Source organism: Lederbergia panacisoli (genome assembly GCF_024626525.1).
GTDB lineage: Bacteria > Bacillota > Bacilli > Bacillales > Bacillaceae_C > Lederbergia > Lederbergia panacisoli.
Map to the genome: position 1 here is coordinate 360,367 of NZ_JANJGU010000001.1, position 24,072 is coordinate 384,438.

Consider the following 24,072-nt stretch of genomic DNA (forward strand, 5'->3'; position numbering starts at 1 on the left):
GAAAGGGGAAGGAAGAATATTGGAGGCATTATACACTTTATTAATTTTACTGGGAGCAATCATTGCTTTTTCCCTATACAATTACTTCCGTCAGAAAAAAATCTTAAAAACATTAACAGAAGAGGAATTTCGTGCAGGCTATCGAAAAGCACAGCTGATCGATGTTCGTGAACCAAATGAATTTGAAGGCGGGCATATACTTGGAGCGCGTAACATTCCTATTTCTCAATTAAAGAACCGCATGAAAGAAATCCGTCCGGACAAACCTGTCTATTTATATTGCCAGAGCGGCTTGCGCAGCGGTAGAGCAGCACAAACTCTCTATCGTAAAGGATACCGCGAACTGTATCATTTACAAGGTGGATTTAAAAAGTGGTCGGGAAGAATTAAATCAAAGAAAAAAGTATAATAGCTAAAAAAATGCCGCGGGTTGTTTCCGCGGCATTTTTTTCAATCGAGGAAGGGGTGGAATGATGATTTTAAAAGAAATAAGGTTAAATCAAAATAAAAAGAATCAACAATTCCCTTTTAACTTCCTATTATGAAATATTTCATATACTTTTTTCAAGCTCCGCAACTAATTCAAGGAACATGTTCAAATTACGAAATCTTTCTTGATTCACCGCAATCTTTCATCAGACATTTAATATAAAGAGGCAGACCCACAATTATGAGCCTGCCTCTTTATTACTATTATTTTATATACCTTAATACCGGCTTTCTAGCCGCCTTCGTTTCATCTAGTCGTTTGACGATTGTCGTGTGCGGAGCCTCTTGAACGAGTTCAGGATTTTCTTCCGCTTCCTTCGCAATTTGGATCATCGCATCGATAAAGGCATCAAGCGTTTCTTTTGATTCTGTTTCTGTCGGTTCAAACATCATGCACTCTTCCACATTTAGCGGGAAGTAGATGGTTGGTGGATGATAGCCAAAGTCAAGCAATCTTTTCGCCATATCAAGTGTACGGACTCCAAGCTTCTTTTGACGCTTTCCACTTAAAACAAATTCATGTTTACAATGGCGGTCATACGGAAGATCAAAATATGGAGCTAGCTTTCTCATCATATAGTTAGCATTTAGTACTGCATATTCTGTGACAGCTTTTAATCCATCAGGTCCCATTGAGCGAATATACGTATACGCACGTACGTTAATTCCGAAGTTCCCATAAAACGGTTTTACTCGTCCGATTGATTGTGGGCGATCATAATCAATCACGAATATGTCATCTTTTTTCGTGATCACTGGCTTTGGTAAAAATGGAATTAAATCGTTTTTTACACCGACTGGCCCAGAACCTGGTCCCCCGCCACCGTGCGGGCCTGTGAATGTTTTATGAAGATTTAAATGGACGACATCAAATCCCATATCCCCTGGACGTGCTTTTGACATAACCGCATTTAAATTCGCCCCGTCGTAGTAAAGCTTACCACCAGCACCGTGGACAATTTCAGCCATCTCGAGTATTTGTTCTTCAAATAAACCAAGTGTGTTTGGATTGGTGAGCATTAAAGCTGCTGTATCTTGACCAACCAGTTCTCTTAAGTGGTCTAAATCTACTAATCCGTCCTCACCAGATTTTACTGTTACCGTTTCAAGTCCTGCAACAGTAGCAGATGCCGGATTTGTTCCATGAGCAGAATCAGGTACGATGACTTTCGTTCTTTCAGTATCACCATTCGCTTCATGGAAAGCGCGAATCATCATAAGCCCAGTCCATTCACCGTGAGCACCAGCTGCAGGCTGCAAGGTTACTTCATCCATCCCCGTAATTTCAATTAAATGTTGCTGCAAATCGTACATTAATTCAAGAGCACCTTGAACAGATGATTCAGGCTGTAGTGGGTGAATATGGGCGAAGCCTGGGAATCGTGCAACTTGTTCATTTATTTTTGGATTATATTTCATCGTACAAGATCCAAGGGGATAAAATCCTGAATCAACCCCGTGGTTATGAGTAGATAGTTCAGTAAAATGACGCATAATATCAAGCTCTGATACTTCAGGTAACTCTGGTTCATTTTCTCTTATATATCCTTCAGGCAAACATTCGGTTATATCTAATTCCGGTACATCCATCTCAGGCAAACTATAGCCAATTCTTCCTGGGGTGGACATTTCGAAAATTAACTTTAAATCTTGATTACTCACAGCTCTCCCCCACTTCCTTCACAAAGCTATCAATCTCATTCCTAGTTCTTAGTTCCGTGACAGCGACGAGCATATAGCCGGCTAATTCAGGGTAATCACGACCTAAATCGTAGCCGCCAATAATTCCTTTTTTCAGCAACTTTTCATTCACTTCACTGACAGGTTGACCAAGACTTATAACAAACTCGTTAAATTGGTAGCCATTGAATGGAATGGTAAATCCATTTTCTTTAAACATTCCTTTCGCATATTGTGCTTTCTGAATATTTTGGATAGCCATTTCTTTAACGCCTTTTTTTCCTAAAGCCGTCATGGCAACAGAGGAAGCTAAAGCATTTAATGCCTGGTTAGAACAAATATTCGAAGTCGCTTTATCACGGCGTATATGCTGTTCCCTAGCCTGTAGTGTTAATACGAATCCTCTCTTCCCGTTTTCATCTGTCGTTTGACCGACTAAACGACCGGGAACTTTTCTCATTAATTTTGAGGTTACAGCAAAGTATCCACAATGTGGTCCTCCGAAAGAAGCAGGAATTCCAAACGCTTGCACATCACCAACGACGATGTCCGCTCCAAATTCACCAGGAGGAGTTAGTGCACCAAGTGCAAGTGGGTTGCTAGAAACGATCATTAAACTTTTTTGCTCATGGATCAGTGGTTCAATTTCTTTTAAAGGTTCAATCTGACCAAAAAAGTTCGGATATTGAACGATAACTGCAGCAACATCATCGTTTAGTTCCTTTTTAAGAGCAGCTAAATCAGTCACACCGTTTTCGTAAGGAATTTCTACTACATCGATATATTGGCCTTTTGCATATGTTTTTAACACATCTCTTGATTCAGGATTGACTGTTTTAGAAACAAGAATCTTTTTACGCTTTGTTTGGCCGGCACTTAGCATGGCAGCTTCCGCAAGGGAAGTCCCTCCGTCATACATGGAAGAGTTCGCCACATCCATACCAGTTAACTCACAAATCATTGTTTGAAATTGAAATATTGCTTGAAGCTCCCCTTGGGAGATTTCCGGCTGATAAGGGGTATACGCCGTATAAAATTCAGATCTTGAAATAACATGATCGACGATCGTAGGAATATAGTGGTCATACACACCAGCACCTAGGAAGGAAACATTTTGTCTTAAATCAGCGTTTTTTCCTGCAAGACTTGCGAGTTCTTTTAATAAAGCTGGTTCAGACTTTGCTTTCTTAATGTTGTACTCGCCTTTAAAACGAACTTTTTCAGGTATATCTGAAAATAGGTCACCGATTGACTCCACGCCTATCGCTTCAAGCATTTCTTTTTGATCTTGCTCGGTCATTGGCAAATAGCGATGTTTAATCATAACAGTCTCCTCCAGCCTATATTTTAGCTCTTTTATAAAAAGGGGTCGGTATCACTACGGCTTTTAATCGTTTTCCGCGAATCTCCACCGTAATCTCATTACCAATTTCTTTATATTTGGAATTTATCAGTGCGAGTCCAATATTTTTTTTCATTGTAGGAGATTGTGTTCCTGAAGTAACGAAACCAATTTCCTCATCTTCCAAGAACACTTTATACCCATGTCTAGGAATTCCTCTATCGATCATTTCAATTCCTACTATTGCCCGTGGGACACCTGTTTCTTTCTGGTTTTGCAAAGCAGTCTTCCCAATAAAATCTTCATCCTTATTTAGTTTAACTGCAAAGCCAATACCGGCTTCTAAAGGAGTAATTTGTTCAGAAAGTTCCTGTCCATATAAGGCTAGGTTTGCTTCGAAGCGAAGTGTATCTCTTGCGCCGAGTCCACAAGGCAATAATCCTTCTTCCACACCTGCTGTCAGAAGTTCACTCCAAATTTTTGCAGCCTCAGAAGAATTGCAATAAATTTCAAATCCATCCTCACCCGTATATCCTGTTCGAGATATTAATGCGTGAGAACCATTCACATCGACATGTTCTTTAAATTTAAATAATTTAATTTCCTTTAAATCCGTCTCTTTTACTAATTTTTGAAGAATACTTTCCGCTTTCGGTCCTTGAATAGCGAGTAAACCGTAATGATTTGAAACATCTAGTATTTCAACATCTCCTAAAGAATGATCAATCAGCCATTTTACATCCTTAACCGTATTCGCTGCATTGACAACAAGCAAGTAATCTTCATCTGAAAATTTATAGATGAGAAGGTCGTCTACAACTCCACCATTTTCATAGCACATTGCGGTATACTGTGCGCCTCCGGATTTGAGCTTCGAAACATCATTCGTCATCATCTTTTGTAAAAATGCCAAGCTATCCTTACCTTTTATGGATACCTCACCCATATGCGATACATCGAAAAGTCCCGCCTTTGTTCTTACTGCTTCATGTTCTTCTTTAATGCTGGAAAATTGGACTGGAAGATCCCATCCTCCAAAATCAATTGTCTTTGCGCCCAATTCCTTATAAAGCGGATACAATGGAGTTCTTTTTAAATTCGTCATTTGTAAAAACCTCCTTCTCATTAGCTTAATATGTACAAGAATACAAAAAAGGACAGAGAAATCCCGATGATTAAATGGGATTCTCTGTCCTGGCACCTGAGAGTTTCACCTTTCGGCTTACCCCTTTGGTGGTTCTGAAATCATTGAACACTCTCCAGAGATGCGTCAAACAAGGGTTCTTTTGCCTGAGAGATTCACAACATTGTTGCTTGCTCCTTCGGCGCTGCGCATGCAGTCTCTCCCCGTGTTCTCATCCGCCAATATTATGTTCATTTCCTGGGCATAATAATAAAAACTGTGACATTCAACAACATCGTATCACCATTTCAACTATTCATCAATGCTTTTCGTTATTTTGGGGAGGTTCATTATGTCAATAAGGGTAGTCTTTCAACAAGACTGGCAAAAAAGTTTTTTACAAAAAATAGATAAAGATGGGCCATGGGCAAATCGAGAGCTATTTAAATTAGCGATTCGAGCGGAAGAATATTTAAGTGTTCCGTCCTTCGAAGGATTGATTGCTCCAAAATTTTTGCCAAATTTAACTCCATTGCCGCATCAACTAGAAACCGCTCGCCAAGTAGTAGAAAACATGAACGGGAAAGCTATTTTGGCAGATGAAGTAGGACTCGGGAAAACAATAGAGGCAGGATTGATTATAAAAGAATATATGATTCGTGGACTAGTAAAAAAAATATTGATTCTCGTTCCTGCTTCACTCGTCTCTCAATGGGTGTCTGAACTCAATACGAAATTTTACATCCCTGCTGTCGCACAGAGAAAAAGCTATGTATGGGAGCAATATGATTGTGTCGTCTCCTCAATTGATACGGCGAAAAGAAGTCCACATAAGGAACTGATAGCAGAACAAGACTATGATCTTATTATCATAGATGAAGCACATAAGCTTAAAAATCCTAAAACAAAAAACTACGAATTTGTTCAATCGCTTAAAAAGAAATTCTGTTTATTATTAACAGCAACACCAATCCAGAATAAAATTGAAGAAATATTTCACCTTGTATCTCTCCTTAAACCTGGTCATCTAGGTAGTGAGAGTGGCTTTTCAGACAAATATAAGGATAAAAAATTATCGGTGCAAGAAGATGCTTTTTTGAAAGAACTCGTCAATAAAGTAATGATTCGAAATAGGCGCGGTGATACCGGGATAGAATGGCCGGAAAGACATGTGGAAACAATACCGATTGAATTTACGCATGAAGAACGTGAATTATATAATGCGATTGAAATGTTGAAGGGAATGGATGTGCCCGTTCACGGATTTTCCCTAATTACATTGAAACGAGAGGCATGCAGCAGTAGGGAAGCTGTTTTCTATACATTGAAAAATATGCTGGCCAAATATGAACAGCCTTCCCCTTTATTTATTGAGTCCATTCAATTTTTGCAGCAAAAAATTGATGCCATCACTCAAAATTCGAAAGCAACTAAGGTGTTGGAATTAATTAAATCAATCGGTGATAAAGTTATCATTTTTACGGAATATAGGGCTACACAACTGTATTTACAATGGTTTTTAGGACAAAACGGAATTCGTTCCGTTCCCTTTAGAGGTGGATTTAAAAGAGGAAAAAAAGATTGGATGCGAGAGCTATTTAAAAACCACGCTCAAGTCTTAATTGCAACCGAAGCTGGCGGTGAAGGAATTAACCTACAATTTTGCTCACATATTATTAACTTTGACCTTCCTTGGAATCCGATGCGCCTTGAACAAAGAATCGGACGCATTCACAGGCTAGGTCAAGAAAATAATGTTCATATATACAATTTCACCATTATGGGGACTATTGAAGAGCATATCGTAAAATTACTTTATGACAAAATCCAACTATTCGAACGTGTAGTTGGAGAATTGGATGATATATTATCAAGACTTGAATTCCAGGAATTCGACGAATATTTAAAAGATATTTTTGAGCAATCGAAATCAGAAGGAGAAATGAAAGTGAAAATGAGTAATCTATCTTCATTGATTCAATTTGCTGATACGCTACGATCGGAGGATACGACGAATGCTACAAAAGGAAATTCATCAATATCTTGAAACATTTTTTAGTGAAAATGATTGTTTAATTGAAGAAGCTGGGCTTGGACACCTAACTGTACAATTAACAGTTGATATGGACAAAGAATTGATGAATCGCCCATTTTATTGGACGTATTTAGAGAAAACGGGCGGCATCCCAAATCCAATGAAAATAACATTTATTACGGACCAAGAAAAAATACCTGATCATATTAAAGGTGAGATCATTCATTTCGGAGCACCAAGACTTCATCAAATTTTTAAAGCAACAAAAAAAATATCTGCTTATATAAGGACTTACGAAGTGCCAAGCAAGGCAAATAGTAATCAACAGGTCCCTCTCCATCCGTGGCTCATGTTAAACATTAAAATTTCCTACCAGTGTGACAGGAAAATGGATTTATTAAAATCGATTGGACTAAACTTAATCAATGGCTCCCTTTTTGAAAATTTTTACGAACAAGCAGAAGCCTTACAGCTACAACAAACGATACCTGACTACTGTTTTACGATTTCACCAATTATCAGACCAGAAAGCGGCATTAAACGAATTGAAAATTATTTAATAAATGAAGTGACAAAAGAGGAGCACCCATGGGCGAAGGATGCAATCACTAGATGGAATGAGGATTTACAACTTTTAGATCATTTCTACGAAGATCATAGCGAGAAACCGGAAACATACGAGATTGAAAAAAAAGCTCTACGGGATCAATATGAACCAATCGTAAATATGGAAATAATAAACGGGGGACTTTACTATTTAGCAACCCAACCGCATCTTATTAAAAGAGGCTGACTTTTCTCAAAGTTAGTTAAAAAGTACTTCCAATAAAGTATTTCATAAAATACTGTTGATTCCCGTTCCAGCGAACGCTTTCAGGGGGGCGTGCGGTGAGTTTCCTCGTCGCTGCGCTCCTGTGTGATCTCACCATCCCCCGACTGACAGGACGTCCTAGTGTCGGCGTTGGCCACAGGACGTGGCCGTCTTTAGCCGACCAGGAGTCGCCGCCTTCTGCTCCAATCAACAGGCAACTGCTTAAATTAAAGATAAATCTTGTTGCATACAACTAATATTAAATATTGGCTATTTTGTATAAGATACACATCGCGATATAAAGTCCTTTGTCGACTTTTTTTGTTTGATAAAAAATAAAATTACTGTTTGGATAATAGCAATATTTATCTTTAAGTTCATCAAAACAAAGAGAATTTCACTAATTTGTTAATCTTACTCAACAATATATCCTTTGGAGCAATTAAATCGTAAAATGGCATGGACAGGAAATCACTTACTGTTAGTTTGGAATCTTGGTACGGACCAGTTAAAAATTTATTACTATAATTTTTATAAAAAGAGCTCTGTTATTAATAATTGTTGATTTTCGTGTAGGTATGAGAATTCATAGGCGGAGAATTTCCTGCTAATGTATATAAACCAGCTTTAGAAGGGGATATAAGCGGAGATATTCCGATTAACTGCTTTAAATAAGATAAAATCCAAGATTTGGATGATATAAACGGAAAAGCTTCCTTTATTTTCACGGAAATATGGGTATATTCCAATTTAAACGGAATTTATCCGTTTATTTTTAAAATACAGTGAAATTAACCATTCCGTTATAACAGAGCCACAAAAAAAGATATAGTCCCTTTAATAAAAAGGAATTATACCTTTTGATATTTAGCCTAAGTAAAAGTAAAGAATCCATTGATTGTAGTGGAAGGCGGCAAGACTCAGACCCCACTGGCGCAAAGCGCCGAGGAGGCTCCGCGGAAAGCGAAGTCGCCTGGAACGAAATCAACAGCTAAGTTTTATCCCATTACTAAATTTATTGCACTTTTCAGTGCCCTTGATTCGGTCAGCCTCTTCTTTTTAAAAGCATACTTATTGAAATCGGAAGTAAGCCAAACCAGTGTATTAAAGCTGGACGCTTTGCATTTTTTCGATTGAGTCTAAGTTGCTTTCTTTCCTCTTTAGGCAGTTCAAAATGTTTTATGAACGTTTCAGTTATATATTTAAAATAATCATTTGTAGACATGAATCTATTCCTTCTCTCTACTCAACAAACTTCAATATTATTAGAAGTATAGCCAAGTTTTATAGATTCATTCGACTTATAATGGTTTCGGCGGCCTCTTCAATGGATAAATCTGACGTATTAATGGTAAAAGATGCACTCTCCAAATATAAAGGCAATCTTTTTTCATACATCTCACTGATCTCTTCAGCCGATTTATTCTTTATAAGCGGTCTTGTTTGATCTCCCTTCAGTCTTTCCAAAAATACTTTCGGACTACATTGTAAAAATACTACTCTGCCGCTTTCCTTTAGGAATTGTCGGTTTTTTTCTTTTAAAATGATTCCACCACCAGTAGTGATGATGGACGGGCTGTCAGGAAGGCTCAATAATATTTCCGTTTCCTTGTTCCGAAAACACGCTTCCCCATATTGTTCGAAAAAGTCCTTTATTGGGATACCGGTATATACTTCAAAACGTTCATCAGTATCAATTACCGGAAACCCGCTTTTTTCACCTAGAGCATGTCCAATCGACGTTTTCCCAGCTCCCATAAAACCGATTAGATAGATTGATTTTTTCAACATATTCATCCACCTCTATATATTTCTTCTTTCATTATATAATAGGAGGACGCCTAGGCCATATTAATTTTCTATAATGGCGTTTTTAAGCAATTGGATGATCCGTTTCTCGTAATAATCTTTCATTTCCGTTACAAAGCCTATTTCAGATATATATATTTGCGTTACTTCGAATATCACAAATAAAGAAAGGACTGCTACAATCAAAACGACTGGGTAAGCGGCTCCATTTTCATCCCTCATCATTCGTTTCCTCCTTTTCTGGTGGGATGACAAAGCGTGCTTCTTCTTTCACTCCATTGCTAAAAACCACATGTAATAGCAACATCTGATCGATTTGAGAAAATTTTACGGATGGTACATATTGAAGGACAATTTCATGCCCTTTATTATTAAACGTTCTTCTAATGCTATCGCCGTATGTTTCATAAATAGTCAAAAAGTTATTCTTGTCGATTAATATTCGATTACTATAAACACGCACTTTTTCAGCTTCTACTAATTCACTTCGGAAATCAATCAAGAAAAGATTCCATTCAAAATCTTCTTCCACACTTATCGCCTGATCTATTGCAGAAAATGATTGAATAATTAATGGTATGACAGACATGATAATCGTCAATATGAACATAGAGAAAATCGAATCAAGCAATGTAAAGCCCTTTTGGTTATTCAAAACACTTTTTTCGCCCATCATACTCAACACAAGCCCTCCAATGATTATCACCATATATCGCTATTGATAAGTCATATTGAGTCTCCCGTATTGTTCTTATCTCTTCAGATGAAAAGACTAAAGGCAAATGTTGTTCAATATGTTCGTATAATAATCTATTTGCGATCATATCCTTTTTTCCTTCATGTAAATGAAGAAGCATCTTAAAGAGTAAAGGAAATAATAATACACAAATAATAATGGCAATACTGAGTGACAATAGTCCTTCCACAAGTGTAAATCCGTTCTCATTGCTCCTCAATCAAAAACCGCCCCCTTCCTATATAAAATGTTATTTTCATTCTTTTATCATTGACACTTATCACCATCGTCCCAAAATTTGATACGTTCCCCTCAGGTGTAATAGCAAAACTCGGAAGATTTGTCTCTACTATCCTAATAGAAGCAGGGAGCTTCCTTTTTATTATCACTTTATTCGTGTCTCTCATAACTGCTTCATATTGTTGATTAATACGAGAGAATCTAAAAATGATTGTTTCTTTTTGATTTAGAGCGTAAGAGTGTCCAAAATATATATCAGACTGCAACTGATTAAGGAACATATTTTTTTGCATCATTACCCAAAAAGATTTCAAAGTGAAAAAACTAAAGGAAAAAATGATGGTCATAACAGAAATGACTATTAATACTTCCAGCAGTGTAAAGCCTTTATTATTCTTGTGTAACGTTTCCATCTTCTATCAAAAGGGCGTTCCCGTTCGGACATTCAAATGTAAACTGATTACCTACATAATCCTTTTCTTTTAAATCATCAAATGAGGGATATTCCTTGTGTTCCATATAATAAGCTTGAACTTGCCCTTGCACCATTTGCACCATTGCTTCGCACCCTTTTTCGTTAATGCTTGAGCTTTGCTTCGTAACATTAGGCAAAGCTACAAGCAGAATGATTGTGATGACTAATAGGACGATCATCATTTCAATTAGTGTGAAGCCTTTTTCATTTTCCTTAAATATTTTTCTCATTCTAAACATCTCCTTTTTTATGGCTAATTGTTATATTTTTTATGTTTTGGAAAGGGCCTTCATTAAATAGAATCCAACATTTGAAACATTGGGAAAAAAATTGACATGTAAATAGCTATAACGACCAACCCAATGAATGAAAAAATAATGGGCTGGATGATTAAAAAAATATTTTCTGTTTTTTCTTGAAGTTTTTGTAGACAATGTTGGCTGTAATAAAGAAGCTCCTTATCGACTCTCCCGTTTTTATCACCATGGTTTACAATTAAAATCATCTCTTTTTCAATAAAACTTAATTTGGATAAGGCATCTCCAAAAGAATGTCCAACAAGAAGCATCTTTTTCAATTGTTGTGCAGATTCTTGCAATAGAGGTCTGTACATTTGACTTTCCATAATTGTAATAATTTCATTGATGGAAAAACCGCTCCTTAGCAAATAGCCCCATTCCCTTGCAATGAAATTGGTTTGGTAAAGTTTGTATATGGAATTGATAAGTGGAAAAGATGAAAAAACCGAGGCAATTTCCAATGCGGATTTCTTTTGAAATATCCATTTCAAGATTGAAAAAAGAACGAAACAAACAATGAATATTAGTAGTAGGTAATATGGGATGTTTTGCATAAGGTGAAGGACTAGCTTTATCCCTATAGTCGGCTCATAGCCCATGGACTGATAAAGATTTTGAAATCGGGGCAGTAACAATGTGTTTAGAAGAATTCCTACAAATAAGAGGATAAATATTAAAATTAGTGGATACTGCATAAGCTTTAATAATTTTTTGCGCTCCTCATCCATCCTTTGTAAATATTCTCCAGATTCAAGTAATGCGTCCGCTAAAAATCCATGTTTCTCGGAAAAAAACAATTGGACGCATGCACCTTGATCGAAATGGTGCTTAAGAAATACTTCGTGTATTTTATGGCCACTTTTCAAGTCATTTATCATTGAGTCCATTAATTGGTGATTTTTCCCCTCTAACTTACCGAAAAAATGTAATACCTCTAATAAGGTAAACCCATTTTTGAGCATTTCACTTGCCCTTGATAAAAATATACCTTGCTCTTTAAGTGTTAGCTTCTGCCTGCTCCTCAACAATCCAACGCTCATATTCTTCAGATGCCAAATAGCCAAGCGCAATCCCCTTTCTAATTAAATATTGGAGGGTTTCATAACGATATTTTCCGACCTCCTCTCTAGTTTCCTTTAAAGCAAGAGACAGTGCTTTGCCTTGAAGAATTTCATATAATCCAGTACGTTTGCCACGATATTGACTTTTGCAATATTTAGAGCAGTTTGCTCCACAATAAGGACATTTGATCGAAACAAGCCTTTGAGCTGTAATTGCTAATAACGTTTGTTCTAGTTCATGCTTCCCTACTCCCAACTCCAAAAGCCGAGTGATGGCTCCCTTCGTATCCCTCGAATGTAGACTTGTCAATACTAGATGGCCAGTCATCGCCGCTCTTACTGCAACCTTCGCTGTTTCCGCATCACGTATTTCCCCTACAAGAATGATGTCCGGATCATGTCGCAAAATGGCCTTCAATCCGGAACTGAAGCTTATGCCAGCTTTTTCGTTCACCTGAACTTGAAGGATATGATCGTGAATTTTTTCCACTGGATCTTCGAGTGAAATGACATGGCGATTTAAATAGCCAGAACAATATTGGGCAAGAGCATACATAGTAGTGGATTTTCCTGAGCCAGTCGGTCCAGTGACTATCATCATGCCAGATGCTTTGATCATCTTAGAAGTTAAAAGATCAATACTAGATGGAAATAAAGATAAATGATTAAGGAATAACGACTGTTGGGGGAGAATTCGAATTGCAATGCTTTCTTTTGAATGTGCAGAAGGTAATGTTGAAATTCTAAGGGAAGTTTCCAATCTGGTGACAATTGTTTGAAGGGAACCGCTTTGTGGTTTTCTTGTTTCGCCGATGTCCATCGAGGCCATAAATTTAAAATGTGAAATGAGTCTCTCCCCAACTTCTAATGAAAAGTTTTTAATGGTACTTAATTTTCCATTCATCCGAAATTGAACTAGATAATTTTCGGAGTTGGGTGTGATGTGGACATCTGTTGCATTATCCTGCAATGCCTCAGTAAGAAGAAGATCTGCCTTTCTTTTTATATTCATTCTTCATATAACACCGCCTTTATTTTTTCGTTAATCAATATATTCGACATATATCTTCATTCTCCTGCAAAAAAATAAAACTTTTCATATTATTATTTTTACCCTTTTTGAGGTATAATAAATGGGTAAAGAAATAGGATAATATCACGCAATCGTCACAAACATGAGCGGCACATATATTTACATTATCCGGCTTCTTCCTATATAATAATGTATTGATGGAGTTAAGGCTGCAAAGGAGGGATACATATGGATCGTATGTACAGGGTTTTAGGTTTTTGGACTGGTATTTTTACAATTATGTTTTATCTTGGCGGCATGGACAAAACCGCTTTGCTTTTCCTCGGACAAACAGGATTCTTTGTTCTTCTGAGTTATTTAAGATTAACTGAACGTATGTATATGTATGTGTTTGCCGCATATTTATCAGTATTCTTTGCTGGATTTACATACTATACATTGTTCCTAATGCCTCCAGGCGGTGGATTGGGATAATAATGGCTAAAAAAGCTGTACCTTCTATAAAAGGTATAGCTTTTTTTCATTTATTATTAAATTATGGTTGTGTTTGGAGCCTATATTAAGAATGGATTACTTTCTTTTTCCTTTTTGATTGTCGTTGCGGGACCATGACCGGGCAGTACTTCTGTCGATTCTGGTAAAGTAAACAGTTTTGTTTTAATGCTTGAAAGCAATTGTTCATGATTTCCACCTGGGAGATCTGTCCTTCCGATACTACCATCAAAAAGTGTATCCCCTCCGAAAAGAGCATTTGCCTCTTTTGAATAATATGAAATACTGCCGGGGGAATGGCCTGGGGTATGAAGAACATGTAATTTAAATGTGCCGATTTTAAGAGGCTCTTCTTGAGACAGTAAATAATCCGCGGTCCTTGCGGCAATATTTGCCCCATAACGGGCTGACCCGTTCAATTCTGGACTTTTTAGCCATTCCGATTCTAATGTATGAATATATACGGGAATTTCCCATTCATCCCTTACCAAATCTACTGCACCTATATGATCGAAATGAGCATGTGTCATCACAATGGCAAGTGGACTAAATCCTTCATTTTTTAAAAATTTATTTAAATCCAAGCCTTGTTCGCCCGGATCGAAAATAATACAATCCTTTCCCTGATTGTAAAGAAGATAACAGTTTGTTTGCATCGGCCCAAGCGGAATTTGAAGCCACTTCATATCACTTTCCTCACTTTACTTTTTAATTTCATTATACATTAGCTGCGTATTGTATTCATATAAATGGACAAAGTAAATATACATTCATAGAAGTGTCACTTTTGAAACTCGACAAACTCAATTAAAAGTAATAAAATATGAAGGAGCATGTAATATTTGGGTACATAGAAATACTGAATTATTTTCAGAAGGGAGCCTTTTATAAATATGGGTACAGCTATTATTTTCCTTTTAGTTGCTATACTTGCTGTTTTCGGTACTTTTAGTGCATTAAAAAACAAAAATATTCTCGGAATTTTATTCGGAGCTGGTGCTATTGGAGTATTTGGCTTTTTCGCCATTATGACACTCATAAAACTCCCAGAGTCGCTCCCTCAATAAAAATGATATGAAAAAGAGGTTATTCTAGAAGTTCGCTTTCTAGAATAACCTCTTTTACTTTTATATTGATGAATTCACCAATCGAAATTGCTTGCCAGTTTTTATATTAAGAAGTTGCTCATACTGGTATCCATACAAACATAAATCCCCTTCTTTTGAACATAAAATTGGTTTATTCTCTAAATGTTTAAAAAGCACCGTTGTTTTATGATGATTTAAGTCTACACCTACTAATTCATATCCTTCATTGTAGTGATCTACGCTATTATGTTCCTTTGGTGCAAAAGTTAGAAAGGTTTTTGTCTTTTCATTAAATGTATAATAAGGAATGAACCAATCTGAATATTGGGTTAGATTAGGGAATGCTACACTAAAGTTTTCTTTAAGTTTCAAGTCATAAAAGGAATATTTTATCTCATCTTCATTTTTATCCTCAACTTTTATTGTCATAATGTTATGCGCAAAAATATCGAACCTAAATACTTTTTCGAAGACTTGTTTTGGCTCCGTTGTTTTCAAAAGCGACTTTTTTATTATTGGTGCGAAAAAAGCTAGTTCGTCTTCTTGCCAATCCTGTTCAAGAATGTACTTATCGCCATACCATTTTAAAAACGGCTGCGTGTCTTCTACTTCTTCAACCTTACCTGTTTCATTATTTATTAGATGTACTTTATATGACCAGTCTTCAAAGAAAGCCGTCACCAGCATTAACGAAGGTTCTGTCTCATTCCATTCGTAGGCGAGTTCATATGAATCTATTTCAGTAGTAAAATAAACATTCCCTGTAAAATCAATAAAATAAAGTTTGCCAGCATGAGCCCGCGGAGAGGTGTGAATAAAAAGATTTTCAGTGTGCTTGTGGATTAAAACATTCATGATAGGTTCTTCTGTAGTAAATATTATTTCCTGCTCTTTTGTATAAAGATTATATGATTCTAAAAAGTAGTTCCCCGCATGTACATACGAATAAAGGATTGTTTGATCGTCTAGCCAACCATATACTTTTTCAAATGTTCCTTTCTCGATAGTAAGAGGCTTCAGTACATCATTGAATCCATCTTCACTCTTTTCAATTTCTTCTTTCGGATTATCCAATGGCGGAATTTTGGAAGGGGGTGCATCTGTTGAAGATATGGAACAGCCTGATATAAGTAGAGATAGAAATAACACAATCATTATACGAAAATAAACATTTTTACGCATTTACACCCCTCTTTCTAGTTCCTTGCCTATACATTCATACGAGTATAAAGATTATATCGTTTCAATTATTTTACAAATACTAAAAAATATTACGCGAAAGTAATACAGCTTTCAAAAAAACCCTGCAACAATACTTTCGTTGTAGGGTTTTTTTGTTTATTGAATTTGATCCTCTCTATTTTCATAGAATCTGAGTAAATCGCCGTAAATTATTTTATCAGAATAATCGAGTTCTACTCTTGCTTTTTCTTTATAAGGTTCACATAAAGACTCTTCTACAGGCTCCTCAGTTTCTTTTGAATAACAAGCATTATCAGTATAAATATAGTCTTTAGTTATAAAACTTCCATCTCTAAAGACGGCAAAGTCATGATGATCCTGTGAAAATAAGTCTTCACCAAATTGAATATCATTTTTAGTATTTACACCTAGAAGGTGAAGCATCGTCGGTTTTAAATCGATTTGGCCACTAACTTTTGAAATTGTCTTTCCTTTTCCTTTGTCAGTAACACCAGGAATATGAATGATTAAAGGAACCCTTTGAAGATTGGTACTTACAAACGGGGTAACTTCTTTCCCTAAGTATTGGGCCATCGCTTCATTATGATTTTCCGAAATACCGTAGTGATCGCCGTACATAACGATAATCGAATTTTCATATAATCCTTCATCTTTCAGTTTCTGAAAGAACTCTTTAACTGCTTCATCCATATATCTAACGGTAGTGAAATAGCGGTTTAATGTCCCACTTTTAGAATCGTACTCAGAAATAAATTTATCCTCTTCATCCAGCTTAAAAGGATGATGGTTCGTCAATGTAATCATTTTTGTATAAAAAGGCTGTTTCATTGTTTGCATTAAATCTACCGATTGTTCAAAGAATGGCATGTCTTTCATTCCCCATCCAACAGAATTTTCGGGTGTAATTTCATAATCAGTAGCCGAATAAAAATAGTCATATCCTATTGCTTGATACATAATGTCGCGATTCCAGAAACTTTTATTATTTGCGTGCATTGTGGATGTGAAATATCCCTTTTCATTAAGCTTTTCAGCCATTGCATCATATTCATTACCAGAATGGGTAAAAAATACGGCTCCACGACTTAATGGATATAATGAATTTTCAAGTATAAACTCAGAATCAGATGTTTTCCCTTGTCCTGTTTGGTGGTAAAACTCATCGAAATAATAACTATCTTTTATAAGGTCATTAAGGAACGGTGTAACCTCTTGACCATATACATCATTATTAATAACAAAATTTTGCATGGACTCCAAGGAAACGACGATCAAATTCTTATTTTTGGCAATCCCAAACATGTCTTTATTTGGTTTTACATAATTAGCTTTTATATAGTTATCAATATCGATTAGCTCACTTCCATCAGCCATGGCTCTTTGGGCCGATGATTTAGATTGCAGAAAAATATCGTATAAATGATAATTATATGTTCCGATATTTTTTACGAGCATTTCACGATCAAATGTACGGGTCAATAATTGCGGACGTTCAGTTTCAGCGAGACCAATATTTAAAAAGAGGATGGCTGCTGCAACTAGGAAATAGGCGCGACGATTCACCTTATTAATCGGTTGCATTTCAACATCTTTTTGTTTGAATTTAGTTAACAAGAATAATAGAATGACATCAATAAAATAGAGGAAGTCATACCATTTGATTTCAGTAGCCGCACTATCTCCCAAATCTGCAAAATTATTTGTTTGGAATAGTACGGGAAGAGTCAAATAGTCTGTAAAAAAACGGTAAAATGCTACATTAGCATATAATACAAAGCTTAAAATTAATCCGGTGACCATGATATATCTGTTTCTAGTTTTTCTTGATTTAAAAAATAATGATAATCCGAAAATAAACAGCAAAAAGCTCAATGGGTTAATAAATAAAATAAGCTCTTGCATGAAGTTTTCAATTTTGATGTTAAAGCTTGTTTTATAGACAATATACGTTTTAATCCATAGCATCACGACCGCTATCACTGGAAGAACTATATTGGCTTTTTTTAGCCTATTCATATTATTAACCTCCTTGCATATCCTTCTTAATCGTTAGTATTTCCATTTAATTGGAAAGGCCCTAAACAACTAACGACTATCATAATATGTTTCTTGCAAAAAATCAAATGCACGACTTTTCAGTATAATGGATTAGCCACAACAGAATCTTATTCTTTATTCCCTTTATATAGACGTGTTAAACCCGAAAAAGTTTCAATAGTTGTCCTTAAACACAAATTTCATACTTTAGACACATATATACTCTCGATGCGTAAGTTTGCTGAATTTCCAAAAGCATACTGGGAATTGCGCTTTATTGGAGATTTGGTGTTCGTTTTCAAAACCTTTTCAAAATACCAAGATAGTGCTTGGTTGATTTCCGCTACAGTTGCTCGCGGACCTTAGGGGCGGGCGGTTTGTCTAGCTGCAGCGCCTAGCCCTTCGAGGTCATAAGTCATATTACTACGTGGCTAAAAGGCAAGCCACTACGTAATCTGAGTTATGCTTGTCGGGGCTGCTCAAGGCGCTTACGCATTTCCAGGAGCCTCCTCGGCGTAAACGCCTGTGGGGTCTCACCTATCCCGCTGATCCCGCAGGAGTCTCGCACTTTCGCTCCAATCAACCTTCAACAGATTTTGTTTTAAAACAACAATATCTTAGAAAAACGATAGTTTGTCTTTTTGATGAGCATACCAAGCGTCAATGTGTTGGCACATCATGATAGCATATGTCCTTATCTACCACATTTTTGTGGATCGATCCCTCACAGATTCCAAGTGATAATCTACTTTTTCCCTTTTGTTTGAATGTTCTACGGATGTACGATGGTTATTAATAAGCTGCCACTTTTCAGACATTCTGGGGGGTGCTGGTAAACAATCGAAGATTTTCCTTCCTAAACGTATGAAACGTTCTTCCATATTTGACTGCAGAGCAAGGGTTATCACAAGTATTTTTTGTACCGCAAGCTTAGAGGACACCGCCAATTCGGCAATAAGAATGACAGAATCATGCTGGGGAGCGGGTTGAAGTCTTGAATACTATGGTAAATCGTATCGACTGTCGCTAGTGGATACCATGTATAGATGGTATCCGTTGAAGTACTTTTCCGGTGAGCTGTCCCACCCCAAGTTGATATCGGGCTGAGAATACTTGCGCGAGTGGTTCATCTCGTTAGTCATTGAGCACTGCAATTATAAGTTCACTTGCTTCTAAAGAAGAGATTTTGAAACATGGTATAATCATGGCCTTACCATTAGCAAAAAAACATCTTAGTTGATCTACGTTCCGGGCGGCGACTCCTGTAGGATCACCGCACGCCCCCCGGAAAGCGTCCGCCTGGAACGGAAATCAACGGTGGCTAACTCTTACGTTGTATGTAGATTATGACCTCGTTCAATATAGATCGGGTAACTTTACTAATAAAAAGTGAAATATTCCTCTATTAAATGTAGGAGGAAAAATAAAAAAATAGGACAAGAAAAAGGACAAGAAGTAGATGGGTGCCTACGCAAGACGGGAATTGAAAAAAGGTGAGAAGCTTGCTCTCACCTTTTCTACGATTTAGTTTTTATTCGCAGCCAACCATGCAGCTCCAGCAATACCTGCATCATTGCCTAATTGCGCCAACACAATATCAGTTGATTCGCCAACAGGTTTAAATGCATATTTCTTAAAGTATTGCCCAATTTTACCTATTAAAAAATCACCAGCTTTTGACACTCCGCCGCCTATAACAATTTTTTCAGGGTTAAACGTACTGCCAATATTGGCAAGTGCTAATCCTAAGTGGTTCGCTAATGAATCGACGGTAATTAAGGCAAGTTCATCATCAGCCTGGGCTGCGTCAAAAATATCTTTTGCTGTGAAATCACCATTTTTATTTAACTTTGTGTCTCCCTCGTATTCCGCAAGCAAAGCTTTCGCAGTGCGAACGATACCAGTTGCAGATGCTACAGTCTCCAAGCATCCCGTTTTGCCACAATTACACATATATCCGCCTTCGGGAACCGCAGTAATATGGCCGACCTCACCAGCTGCACCTTTTGCACCATGTACGATGTCTCCATTAACGATTACACCACCACCGACACCAGTTCCAAGTGTAATGGCAATTAAATCTTTTGCTCCTTTACCTGCGCCTTTCCACATTTCACCAAGTGCTGCTGAATTGGCATCATTTTCAATAGCTACTGGTACACCTACAGCTTCTTGCATTAAGTTTCTAAGCTGATAATTATCTGGCCAGCCGAGATTAACCGCTTCAAACATTACACCCTTTTCCTGATCAATTGGTCCCGGAGCGCCAACGCCTGCTGCTTTTAATTTTTCGTGAGGCACATTTAACTCAGCTAATTTTTGATGAACAGATTTACCAATATCAGAAATGATACTGCTTCCATTGTTCGCAATATTCGTTGGGATTTCCCACTTATGTATGATGTCGCCTTCTTCAGATAGAAATGCTAACTTTACTGATGTTCCACCAATATCAATGCCTAGTAACCATTTTTCATTTTCCATGCTTTTCCCCACTTTTCTTCCTATTTTTTTCTATTAATATTTCATTTCTTAATATTGAGAGCGCTTTATGCAAATCGTCCTTACTAAGAAGATTTGAATGATATAGGTCTTTGATTTCGGATTCCATTAATTCCAAATCCAAGATTCTTTCTCCGATATATACAAAAATCCCAAATTTTTTTAGTAATTGTTGAACATCATATACATTGTTCATAACTTCACCACATTAACGTTCGATTTGCATGTCAAATACTCTCTAAATATAAGAATATCTTCTTCCTTACTATAGAGCAAGACTAAATATTATGAAAGCCAAAGTACAATAATCCACTTACTATAATGATTGCAGACAGCAAGAAAAACGCCTGTGTCATATTGTTTCGTTTTTTAGGGAAATGAACTGCTCCAGTAGCCAAAAATCCACCGATCAATCCACCGATATGTCCAGCATTATCTATCCCAGATATGGTAAAGCCAAAAATTAAATTAATGATTATGACAACAATCACATTCATACCAATCGTTCGAAAAAACAATTGAGGATAAGCAAAGCCAAGATATAAAAGAGCTCCGAAACAACCAAAAATAGCACCGCTCGCACCTGCAGATATTGAAGGGCTAAATACAAAGCTTGCAAGTGTTCCCATAAATCCCGAAAAAAGATATATCCAAATAAAACGAAAATGACCAAACATTTTTTCTACAGCTGTACCTAAATAATATAGGGCAAGCGTATTCATTGCAATATGGAGTATACCAATATGGATGAAAATCGGTGTGAAAAAACGCCACCATTCTCCATTTAATATAAGCGGATTAAATTTCGCACCATATTTAATAAGTGTTTCCGAATTGGTGGTGCCTCCGTTCGCTTCCATCATCAAAAAAATAAGCACTTGAAAAATCATAAAAAAATAGGTCAAACGGGGTTTAGTGAATTCGAACAGCTTACGTTCTTCTTCTCCATCCGAGGCTGCTGCTTTTTTTAAAACACCTTGACGAACTATAAAAACTTCCGCATCTTCATACTCTTCTTTTAGCATAAAATCAATATGAGTATTAAGGGCTTCACCAATACTTTTATAATTTTCACTCGTTAAGATGACGGTGGAAATGTTCGTTTTACCCACTTTAATTTCACGTAAAATATGATCTTCATCAATCGGAGTGTTTGGCGAGACGTAAATGTTTAAAACGTTCAATGATCGATAAAATAAATGTTTTCTTAATTCTTCGGCCTGATTAGCAGCATTTTGTTGATCCCTTATAACCGGATTTGCCCATGCCAAATCAGCCCTAATCATGCGAATGATTGTGGCATTTTTATTTTTTCTATTCTCGAGCCACATTCCACTTTGTGCATCATTTAAATTCATTAATCGATATCCGCATTCTTCCATTAAAAAATACGCAAGACGCCAAAACAAAAAATGTTCTCTTTCCACAATTCATAATACCCCCAACCTTACCTTCTCCATACGTTTTACTATATCGAAGAATACTGACTATGGCAAAAATAAAAAAAGCTGGCTAATGATCCAGCAATTTTTTCTTTAATCATTTATTTTCGAAAAGCTGTACTCATCAATTTTGCGCGGATACCAGGTATGTTCATCATTGTATTAACACTTACTTTCCGAAGAAAACCAATGCCGAGCAAAATATTTAAAAGTTTGTAGCGATAGCGATAAGCAGTTCCTAAGACAGCAAGGGCTGATAGCATTTTTACCATTAATTTGATCATGTAGTATCCCTCCTAGTCTTATATTTACTTATCTGCATTTTTTTATGCATTACACGTAATTATCTCATTCTCTGTTATGATTTTCTTAACGGGAATATCATGATTTTCCATCGGGATGTTGTCAAGGAGTTGTATAGAAAAACAAAGTGAGACGGTAGCTCCGCTAAAATCAGTTAAAAAACGATCATAATATCCCCCGCCAAACCCAATGCGATATCCTTTTCGATTAAAAACTAAACCCGGAACAATTAATAATTCAATATCGCGATGATTAAACTTAGTTGTTTCAGCTTCAATTGGTTCAAATAACCCAAAGAAAACTGTTTCCAGCTGTTTAAATGATGTGATTTGTCTAAATTCCATTTTTTTCTCGGTAGGATAGCATTTCGGTATGACAATCTTTTTTCCTTCCTTCCATGCTTTTCTAATAAGTTGCCACGTATCGACCTCCGGAAAATGCGAGATCGTGATTCCAATAATATCGGCATCTTTCCATTCATTGGATTCAAAGAGGTTGTTGGCTATCAAGTATGAATCATGTTCATACGTAATCCGGTCGATTGACTTTAATGTATCTTTATATTTTTTACGAATCGCTTTCTTATCCATAATAAAACAACTCCTTTAATAAATAATATCAAAAAAGCCAGAAACACTGTAATTAAAGTGTTTCTGGCTTTTTCGATCAAGCAATGTGTAATGTTACTTTGTTTCGCGGTGCAAAGTAACTCGTTTTTCTCTAGGGCAATATTTTTTAAGCTCAAGACGGTCAGTATTATTACGTTTATTTTTTGTTGAAATATAATTACGCTCACTGCATTCCGTGCAAGCTAATGTAATGTTTACGCGCATGTCTTTCCCTCCAAACTTCAATGCATTCTTCACTGTACATACGACTTTTTTATAATAGCACTATTTTTTCAGAAATGCTAGTATGTATTTATTGTACCAATTAATTTTATATCAATAGAGTATAAATGCATATTATGGTATAAATAAAGTAAGAACTGCAAGATCTGGGGTGGCTAATGGATACTATCATCATTATATTATTATGTTTATCAGTCTTACTATTCGTCTTATCATTTTTCCAAACAGATAAGGTAAAAGTATTGGAAAAAGAAGTAGAGCAATTGTCAATGAATGTCTTGCAAGACCATTACCTTATAAAAAAAAGACTTAAAGTCCTTGAAGAAGAATTACTGATGGGGCAAAACTTTATAGATGAATTGCCAAAGCGTGACAAGGAACCAAATGAAATATTAAAAAATCACGTATTAGCTTTATATAATCAAGGACTGGAAATTCAACAAATTTCCAAACAGTCCTCCTTGTCTATTGATACCGTGAAAAATATCATCAAAAGGCGACAGGACTCTTTTGGAGGAATATAAGGCATGAGCAAACAAACAACTAGAGCCTTTGCTTCAGGTATATTAGTATCAACTTTGATTCTTTACGTATTTGTTCATTTTTTTGAAAAAAAACCGGAGCCCGTACGAGCAATTAAAGAAGGCTATATAGAAATTGAAAGAAATGAATATGAACAGTTAAAACAAGAATCTGAAGAATGGCAGAAAAAATACGAAACAAATGCCAAAAAGAATTCAGAAGTGATAGAGAAAAAGGCGGAACCTAGCGAAAAACACTATCGATTAGTTATTTCTGAAGGGATGTCATCAAAAGAAATATGTGCCCGTCTTGAGGAAGCCGGATTAATTGATAATGCAGAAGACTTTAACGACTTTTTAGCAAATCAAAATTTACAGCGATATATTCAAATTGGAACGTATGATTTAAATGATTCTATGTCATATGAAGATATAAGTAGTATCATTGCAAAAGAATCATAAAAACAAAGCAGGCAAGTCTACAGAGACGCCTGCTTTGT

At 36.4% G+C, this 24,072-nt stretch carries 28 protein-coding genes and 1 riboswitch; of the genes, 7 read left to right on the top strand and 21 right to left on the bottom strand.

Annotated elements, in window-relative coordinates; genetic code table 11:
* The first annotated feature begins 19 nt into the window (after positions 1-19).
* Complete coding sequence (locus NQ185_RS01760; protein ID WP_257579796.1) at positions 20-409, top strand: rhodanese-like domain-containing protein; 390 nt, start codon at positions 20-22, stop codon at positions 407-409.
* A gap of 284 nt (positions 410-693) precedes the next feature.
* Here the strand turns inward: NQ185_RS01760 and gcvPB are convergent, their stop codons facing one another.
* Genes gcvPB through gcvT form a run of 3 tightly spaced genes read right to left on the bottom strand, consistent with a single transcriptional unit; the run spans position 694 to position 4,616 of the window.
* Entirely contained in the window at positions 694-2,151 is a 1,458-nt protein-coding gene (gene gcvPB, locus NQ185_RS01765) for an aminomethyl-transferring glycine dehydrogenase subunit GcvPB (protein ID WP_257579797.1), read from the bottom strand.
* Positions 2,144-3,490: an aminomethyl-transferring glycine dehydrogenase subunit GcvPA gene (gene gcvPA, locus NQ185_RS01770; protein ID WP_257580042.1), complete on the bottom strand. Its 1,347-nt coding sequence runs from the start codon at positions 3,488-3,490 to the stop codon at positions 2,144-2,146. Before gcvPA ends, gcvPB begins: the two co-directional genes overlap by 8 nt.
* A 19-nt stretch (positions 3,491-3,509) precedes the next feature.
* The gene (gene gcvT / locus NQ185_RS01775; RefSeq protein WP_257579798.1) at positions 3,510-4,616 is read right to left on the bottom strand and encodes a glycine cleavage system aminomethyltransferase GcvT; all 1,107 of its coding nucleotides are present in this window, start codon (positions 4,614-4,616) and stop codon (positions 3,510-3,512) included.
* Between the two features lie 163 nt (positions 4,617-4,779).
* A riboswitch (glycine riboswitch) is annotated at positions 4,780-4,870 on the bottom strand.
* Between the two features lie 116 nt (positions 4,871-4,986).
* Between gcvT and NQ185_RS01780 the strand changes: the two genes are divergently transcribed.
* Positions 4,987-6,681: a DEAD/DEAH box helicase gene (locus NQ185_RS01780; protein ID WP_257579799.1), complete on the top strand. Its 1,695-nt coding sequence runs from the start codon at positions 4,987-4,989 to the stop codon at positions 6,679-6,681.
* Positions 6,650-7,462: a YqhG family protein gene (locus NQ185_RS01785; RefSeq protein WP_257579800.1), complete on the top strand. Its 813-nt coding sequence runs from the start codon at positions 6,650-6,652 to the stop codon at positions 7,460-7,462. The genes NQ185_RS01780 and NQ185_RS01785 overlap by 32 nt, the downstream gene beginning before the upstream one ends.
* Before the next feature lie 1,063 nt (positions 7,463-8,525).
* Here NQ185_RS01785 and NQ185_RS01790 read toward each other — a convergent pair.
* The 9 genes from NQ185_RS01790 to comGA form a co-directional block, all read right to left on the bottom strand.
* Positions 8,526-8,705, bottom strand: a complete 180-nt coding sequence (locus tag NQ185_RS01790) for a YqzE family protein (protein WP_257579801.1) — start codon at positions 8,703-8,705, stop codon at positions 8,526-8,528.
* 59 nt (positions 8,706-8,764) lie between these two features.
* A complete protein-coding gene (locus NQ185_RS01795; RefSeq protein ID WP_257579802.1) occupies positions 8,765-9,271 on the bottom strand; it encodes a shikimate kinase in 507 nt (168 codons plus the stop codon).
* A 60-nt stretch (positions 9,272-9,331) separates the two neighbouring features.
* Entirely contained in the window at positions 9,332-9,514 is a 183-nt protein-coding gene (locus NQ185_RS01800; protein ID WP_257579803.1) for a hypothetical protein, read from the bottom strand.
* Entirely contained in the window at positions 9,501-9,965 is a 465-nt protein-coding gene (gene comGF, locus NQ185_RS01805) for a competence type IV pilus minor pilin ComGF (protein ID WP_257580043.1), read from the bottom strand. The genes NQ185_RS01800 and comGF overlap by 14 nt, the downstream gene beginning before the upstream one ends.
* A complete protein-coding gene (locus tag NQ185_RS01810; RefSeq protein ID WP_257579804.1) occupies positions 9,937-10,245 on the bottom strand; it encodes a type II secretion system protein in 309 nt (102 codons plus the stop codon). Before NQ185_RS01810 ends, comGF begins: the two co-directional genes overlap by 29 nt.
* On the bottom strand, positions 10,232-10,678 hold the full coding sequence (comGD, locus tag NQ185_RS20305) for a competence type IV pilus minor pilin ComGD (RefSeq protein WP_373370762.1): 447 nt from the start codon (positions 10,676-10,678) through the stop codon (positions 10,232-10,234). The genes NQ185_RS01810 and comGD overlap by 14 nt, the downstream gene beginning before the upstream one ends.
* A complete protein-coding gene (gene comGC / locus NQ185_RS01815; RefSeq protein WP_257579805.1) occupies positions 10,656-10,970 on the bottom strand; it encodes a competence type IV pilus major pilin ComGC in 315 nt (104 codons plus the stop codon). Before comGC ends, comGD begins: the two co-directional genes overlap by 23 nt.
* A 62-nt stretch (positions 10,971-11,032) precedes the next feature.
* Positions 11,033-12,103, bottom strand: a complete 1,071-nt coding sequence (gene comGB, locus NQ185_RS01820) for a competence type IV pilus assembly protein ComGB (RefSeq protein WP_257579806.1) — start codon at positions 12,101-12,103, stop codon at positions 11,033-11,035.
* Positions 12,036-13,112 carry a competence type IV pilus ATPase ComGA gene (gene comGA, locus NQ185_RS01825; RefSeq protein WP_257579807.1) on the bottom strand — a complete coding sequence of 359 codons (1,077 nt, stop codon included), beginning with the start codon at positions 13,110-13,112 and terminating at the stop codon, positions 12,036-12,038. Before comGA ends, comGB begins: the two co-directional genes overlap by 68 nt.
* A 249-nt stretch (positions 13,113-13,361) precedes the next feature.
* On the opposite strand from comGA, the gene NQ185_RS01830 reads away from it, so the two are divergent.
* Positions 13,362-13,607, top strand: coding sequence for a DUF2626 domain-containing protein (locus NQ185_RS01830; RefSeq protein WP_257579808.1), 246 nt, complete (start codon positions 13,362-13,364; stop codon positions 13,605-13,607).
* Positions 13,608-13,687: 80 nt separating this feature from the next.
* On the opposite strand, the gene NQ185_RS01835 is transcribed toward NQ185_RS01830, so the two are convergent.
* The gene (locus NQ185_RS01835) at positions 13,688-14,311 is read right to left on the bottom strand and encodes an MBL fold metallo-hydrolase (protein WP_257579809.1); all 624 of its coding nucleotides are present in this window, start codon (positions 14,309-14,311) and stop codon (positions 13,688-13,690) included.
* 207 nt (positions 14,312-14,518) lie between these two features.
* Here NQ185_RS01835 and NQ185_RS01840 point away from each other — a divergent pair, with 207 nt between their 5' ends.
* Positions 14,519-14,692 (top strand): DUF2759 domain-containing protein, encoded by a 174-nt coding sequence (locus tag NQ185_RS01840; RefSeq protein ID WP_257579810.1) that lies wholly within the window; start codon positions 14,519-14,521, stop codon positions 14,690-14,692.
* A gap of 60 nt (positions 14,693-14,752) precedes the next feature.
* Here the strand turns inward: NQ185_RS01840 and NQ185_RS01845 are convergent, their stop codons facing one another.
* The 8 genes from NQ185_RS01845 to rpmG form a co-directional block, all read right to left on the bottom strand.
* Positions 14,753-15,895: a YqgU-like beta propeller domain-containing protein gene (locus tag NQ185_RS01845; protein WP_257579811.1), complete on the bottom strand. Its 1,143-nt coding sequence runs from the start codon at positions 15,893-15,895 to the stop codon at positions 14,753-14,755.
* 156 nt (positions 15,896-16,051) lie between these two features.
* Complete coding sequence (locus NQ185_RS01850; protein ID WP_257579812.1) at positions 16,052-17,932, bottom strand: LTA synthase family protein; 1,881 nt, start codon at positions 17,930-17,932, stop codon at positions 16,052-16,054.
* Positions 17,933-19,477: 1,545 nt separating this feature from the next.
* Positions 19,478-20,437 (bottom strand): ROK family glucokinase, encoded by a 960-nt coding sequence (locus NQ185_RS01855; protein WP_257579813.1) that lies wholly within the window; start codon positions 20,435-20,437, stop codon positions 19,478-19,480.
* Positions 20,427-20,651: a YqgQ family protein gene (locus tag NQ185_RS01860; protein ID WP_257579814.1), complete on the bottom strand. Its 225-nt coding sequence runs from the start codon at positions 20,649-20,651 to the stop codon at positions 20,427-20,429. The genes NQ185_RS01855 and NQ185_RS01860 overlap by 11 nt, the downstream gene beginning before the upstream one ends.
* A gap of 82 nt (positions 20,652-20,733) precedes the next feature.
* Positions 20,734-21,882 (bottom strand): rhomboid family intramembrane serine protease, encoded by a 1,149-nt coding sequence (locus NQ185_RS01865; RefSeq protein WP_257579815.1) that lies wholly within the window; start codon positions 21,880-21,882, stop codon positions 20,734-20,736.
* Positions 21,883-21,998: 116 nt separating this feature from the next.
* Positions 21,999-22,181 carry a protein YqgO gene (gene yqgO, locus NQ185_RS01870; protein WP_257579816.1) on the bottom strand — a complete coding sequence of 61 codons (183 nt, stop codon included), beginning with the start codon at positions 22,179-22,181 and terminating at the stop codon, positions 21,999-22,001.
* Between the two features lie 42 nt (positions 22,182-22,223).
* Positions 22,224-22,790 (bottom strand): 5-formyltetrahydrofolate cyclo-ligase, encoded by a 567-nt coding sequence (locus NQ185_RS01875; RefSeq protein ID WP_257579817.1) that lies wholly within the window; start codon positions 22,788-22,790, stop codon positions 22,224-22,226.
* A 93-nt stretch (positions 22,791-22,883) separates the two neighbouring features.
* Positions 22,884-23,033, bottom strand: coding sequence for a 50S ribosomal protein L33 (gene rpmG / locus NQ185_RS01880; protein WP_213097383.1), 150 nt, complete (start codon positions 23,031-23,033; stop codon positions 22,884-22,886).
* 176 nt (positions 23,034-23,209) lie between these two features.
* Here rpmG and NQ185_RS01885 point away from each other — a divergent pair, with 176 nt between their 5' ends.
* Both NQ185_RS01885 and NQ185_RS01890 read left to right on the top strand, forming a co-directional pair.
* Entirely contained in the window at positions 23,210-23,575 is a 366-nt protein-coding gene (locus NQ185_RS01885; RefSeq protein ID WP_257579818.1) for a hypothetical protein, read from the top strand.
* Between the two features lie 3 nt (positions 23,576-23,578).
* The gene (locus NQ185_RS01890) at positions 23,579-24,034 is read left to right on the top strand and encodes an MltG/YceG/YrrL family protein (RefSeq protein WP_257579819.1); all 456 of its coding nucleotides are present in this window, start codon (positions 23,579-23,581) and stop codon (positions 24,032-24,034) included.
* Positions 24,035-24,072 lie beyond the last annotated feature (38 nt).

Bases quoted from the DNA above. Each gene is read 5' to 3' on its own strand.
- gcvT (WP_257579798.1), bottom strand. From the start codon at position 4,616: ATGACGAATTTAAAAAGAACTCCATTGTATCCGCTTTATAAGGAATTG.
- NQ185_RS01780 (WP_257579799.1), top strand. From the start codon at position 4,987: ATGTCAATAAGGGTAGTCTTTCAACAAGACTGGCAAAAAAGTTTTTTA.
- NQ185_RS01785 (WP_257579800.1), top strand. From the start codon at position 6,650: ATGCTACAAAAGGAAATTCATCAATATCTTGAAACATTTTTTAGTGAA.
- NQ185_RS01790 (WP_257579801.1), bottom strand. From the start codon at position 8,705: ATGTCTACAAATGATTATTTTAAATATATAACTGAAACGTTCATAAAA.
- NQ185_RS01795 (WP_257579802.1), bottom strand. From the start codon at position 9,271: ATGTTGAAAAAATCAATCTATCTAATCGGTTTTATGGGAGCTGGGAAA.
- NQ185_RS01800 (WP_257579803.1), bottom strand. From the start codon at position 9,514: ATGATGAGGGATGAAAATGGAGCCGCTTACCCAGTCGTTTTGATTGTA.
- comGF (WP_257580043.1), bottom strand. From the start codon at position 9,965: ATGATGGGCGAAAAAAGTGTTTTGAATAACCAAAAGGGCTTTACATTG.
- comGD (WP_373370762.1), bottom strand. From the start codon at position 10,678: ATGGAAACGTTACACAAGAATAATAAAGGCTTTACACTGCTGGAAGTA.
- comGC (WP_257579805.1), bottom strand. From the start codon at position 10,970: ATGAGAAAAATATTTAAGGAAAATGAAAAAGGCTTCACACTAATTGAA.
- comGA (WP_257579807.1), bottom strand. From the start codon at position 13,112: ATGAATATAAAAAGAAAGGCAGATCTTCTTCTTACTGAGGCATTGCAG.
- NQ185_RS01830 (WP_257579808.1), top strand. From the start codon at position 13,362: ATGGATCGTATGTACAGGGTTTTAGGTTTTTGGACTGGTATTTTTACA.
- NQ185_RS01835 (WP_257579809.1), bottom strand. From the start codon at position 14,311: ATGAAGTGGCTTCAAATTCCGCTTGGGCCGATGCAAACAAACTGTTAT.
- NQ185_RS01840 (WP_257579810.1), top strand. From the start codon at position 14,519: ATGGGTACAGCTATTATTTTCCTTTTAGTTGCTATACTTGCTGTTTTC.
- NQ185_RS01845 (WP_257579811.1), bottom strand. From the start codon at position 15,895: ATGCGTAAAAATGTTTATTTTCGTATAATGATTGTGTTATTTCTATCT.
- NQ185_RS01850 (WP_257579812.1), bottom strand. From the start codon at position 17,932: ATGAATAGGCTAAAAAAAGCCAATATAGTTCTTCCAGTGATAGCGGTC.
- NQ185_RS01855 (WP_257579813.1), bottom strand. From the start codon at position 20,437: ATGGAAAATGAAAAATGGTTACTAGGCATTGATATTGGTGGAACATCA.
- NQ185_RS01860 (WP_257579814.1), bottom strand. From the start codon at position 20,651: ATGAACAATGTATATGATGTTCAACAATTACTAAAAAAATTTGGGATT.
- yqgO (WP_257579816.1), bottom strand. From the start codon at position 22,181: ATGATCAAATTAATGGTAAAAATGCTATCAGCCCTTGCTGTCTTAGGA.
- NQ185_RS01875 (WP_257579817.1), bottom strand. From the start codon at position 22,790: ATGGATAAGAAAGCGATTCGTAAAAAATATAAAGATACATTAAAGTCA.
- rpmG (WP_213097383.1), bottom strand. From the start codon at position 23,033: ATGCGCGTAAACATTACATTAGCTTGCACGGAATGCAGTGAGCGTAAT.
- NQ185_RS01885 (WP_257579818.1), top strand. From the start codon at position 23,210: ATGGATACTATCATCATTATATTATTATGTTTATCAGTCTTACTATTC.
- NQ185_RS01890 (WP_257579819.1), top strand. From the start codon at position 23,579: ATGAGCAAACAAACAACTAGAGCCTTTGCTTCAGGTATATTAGTATCA.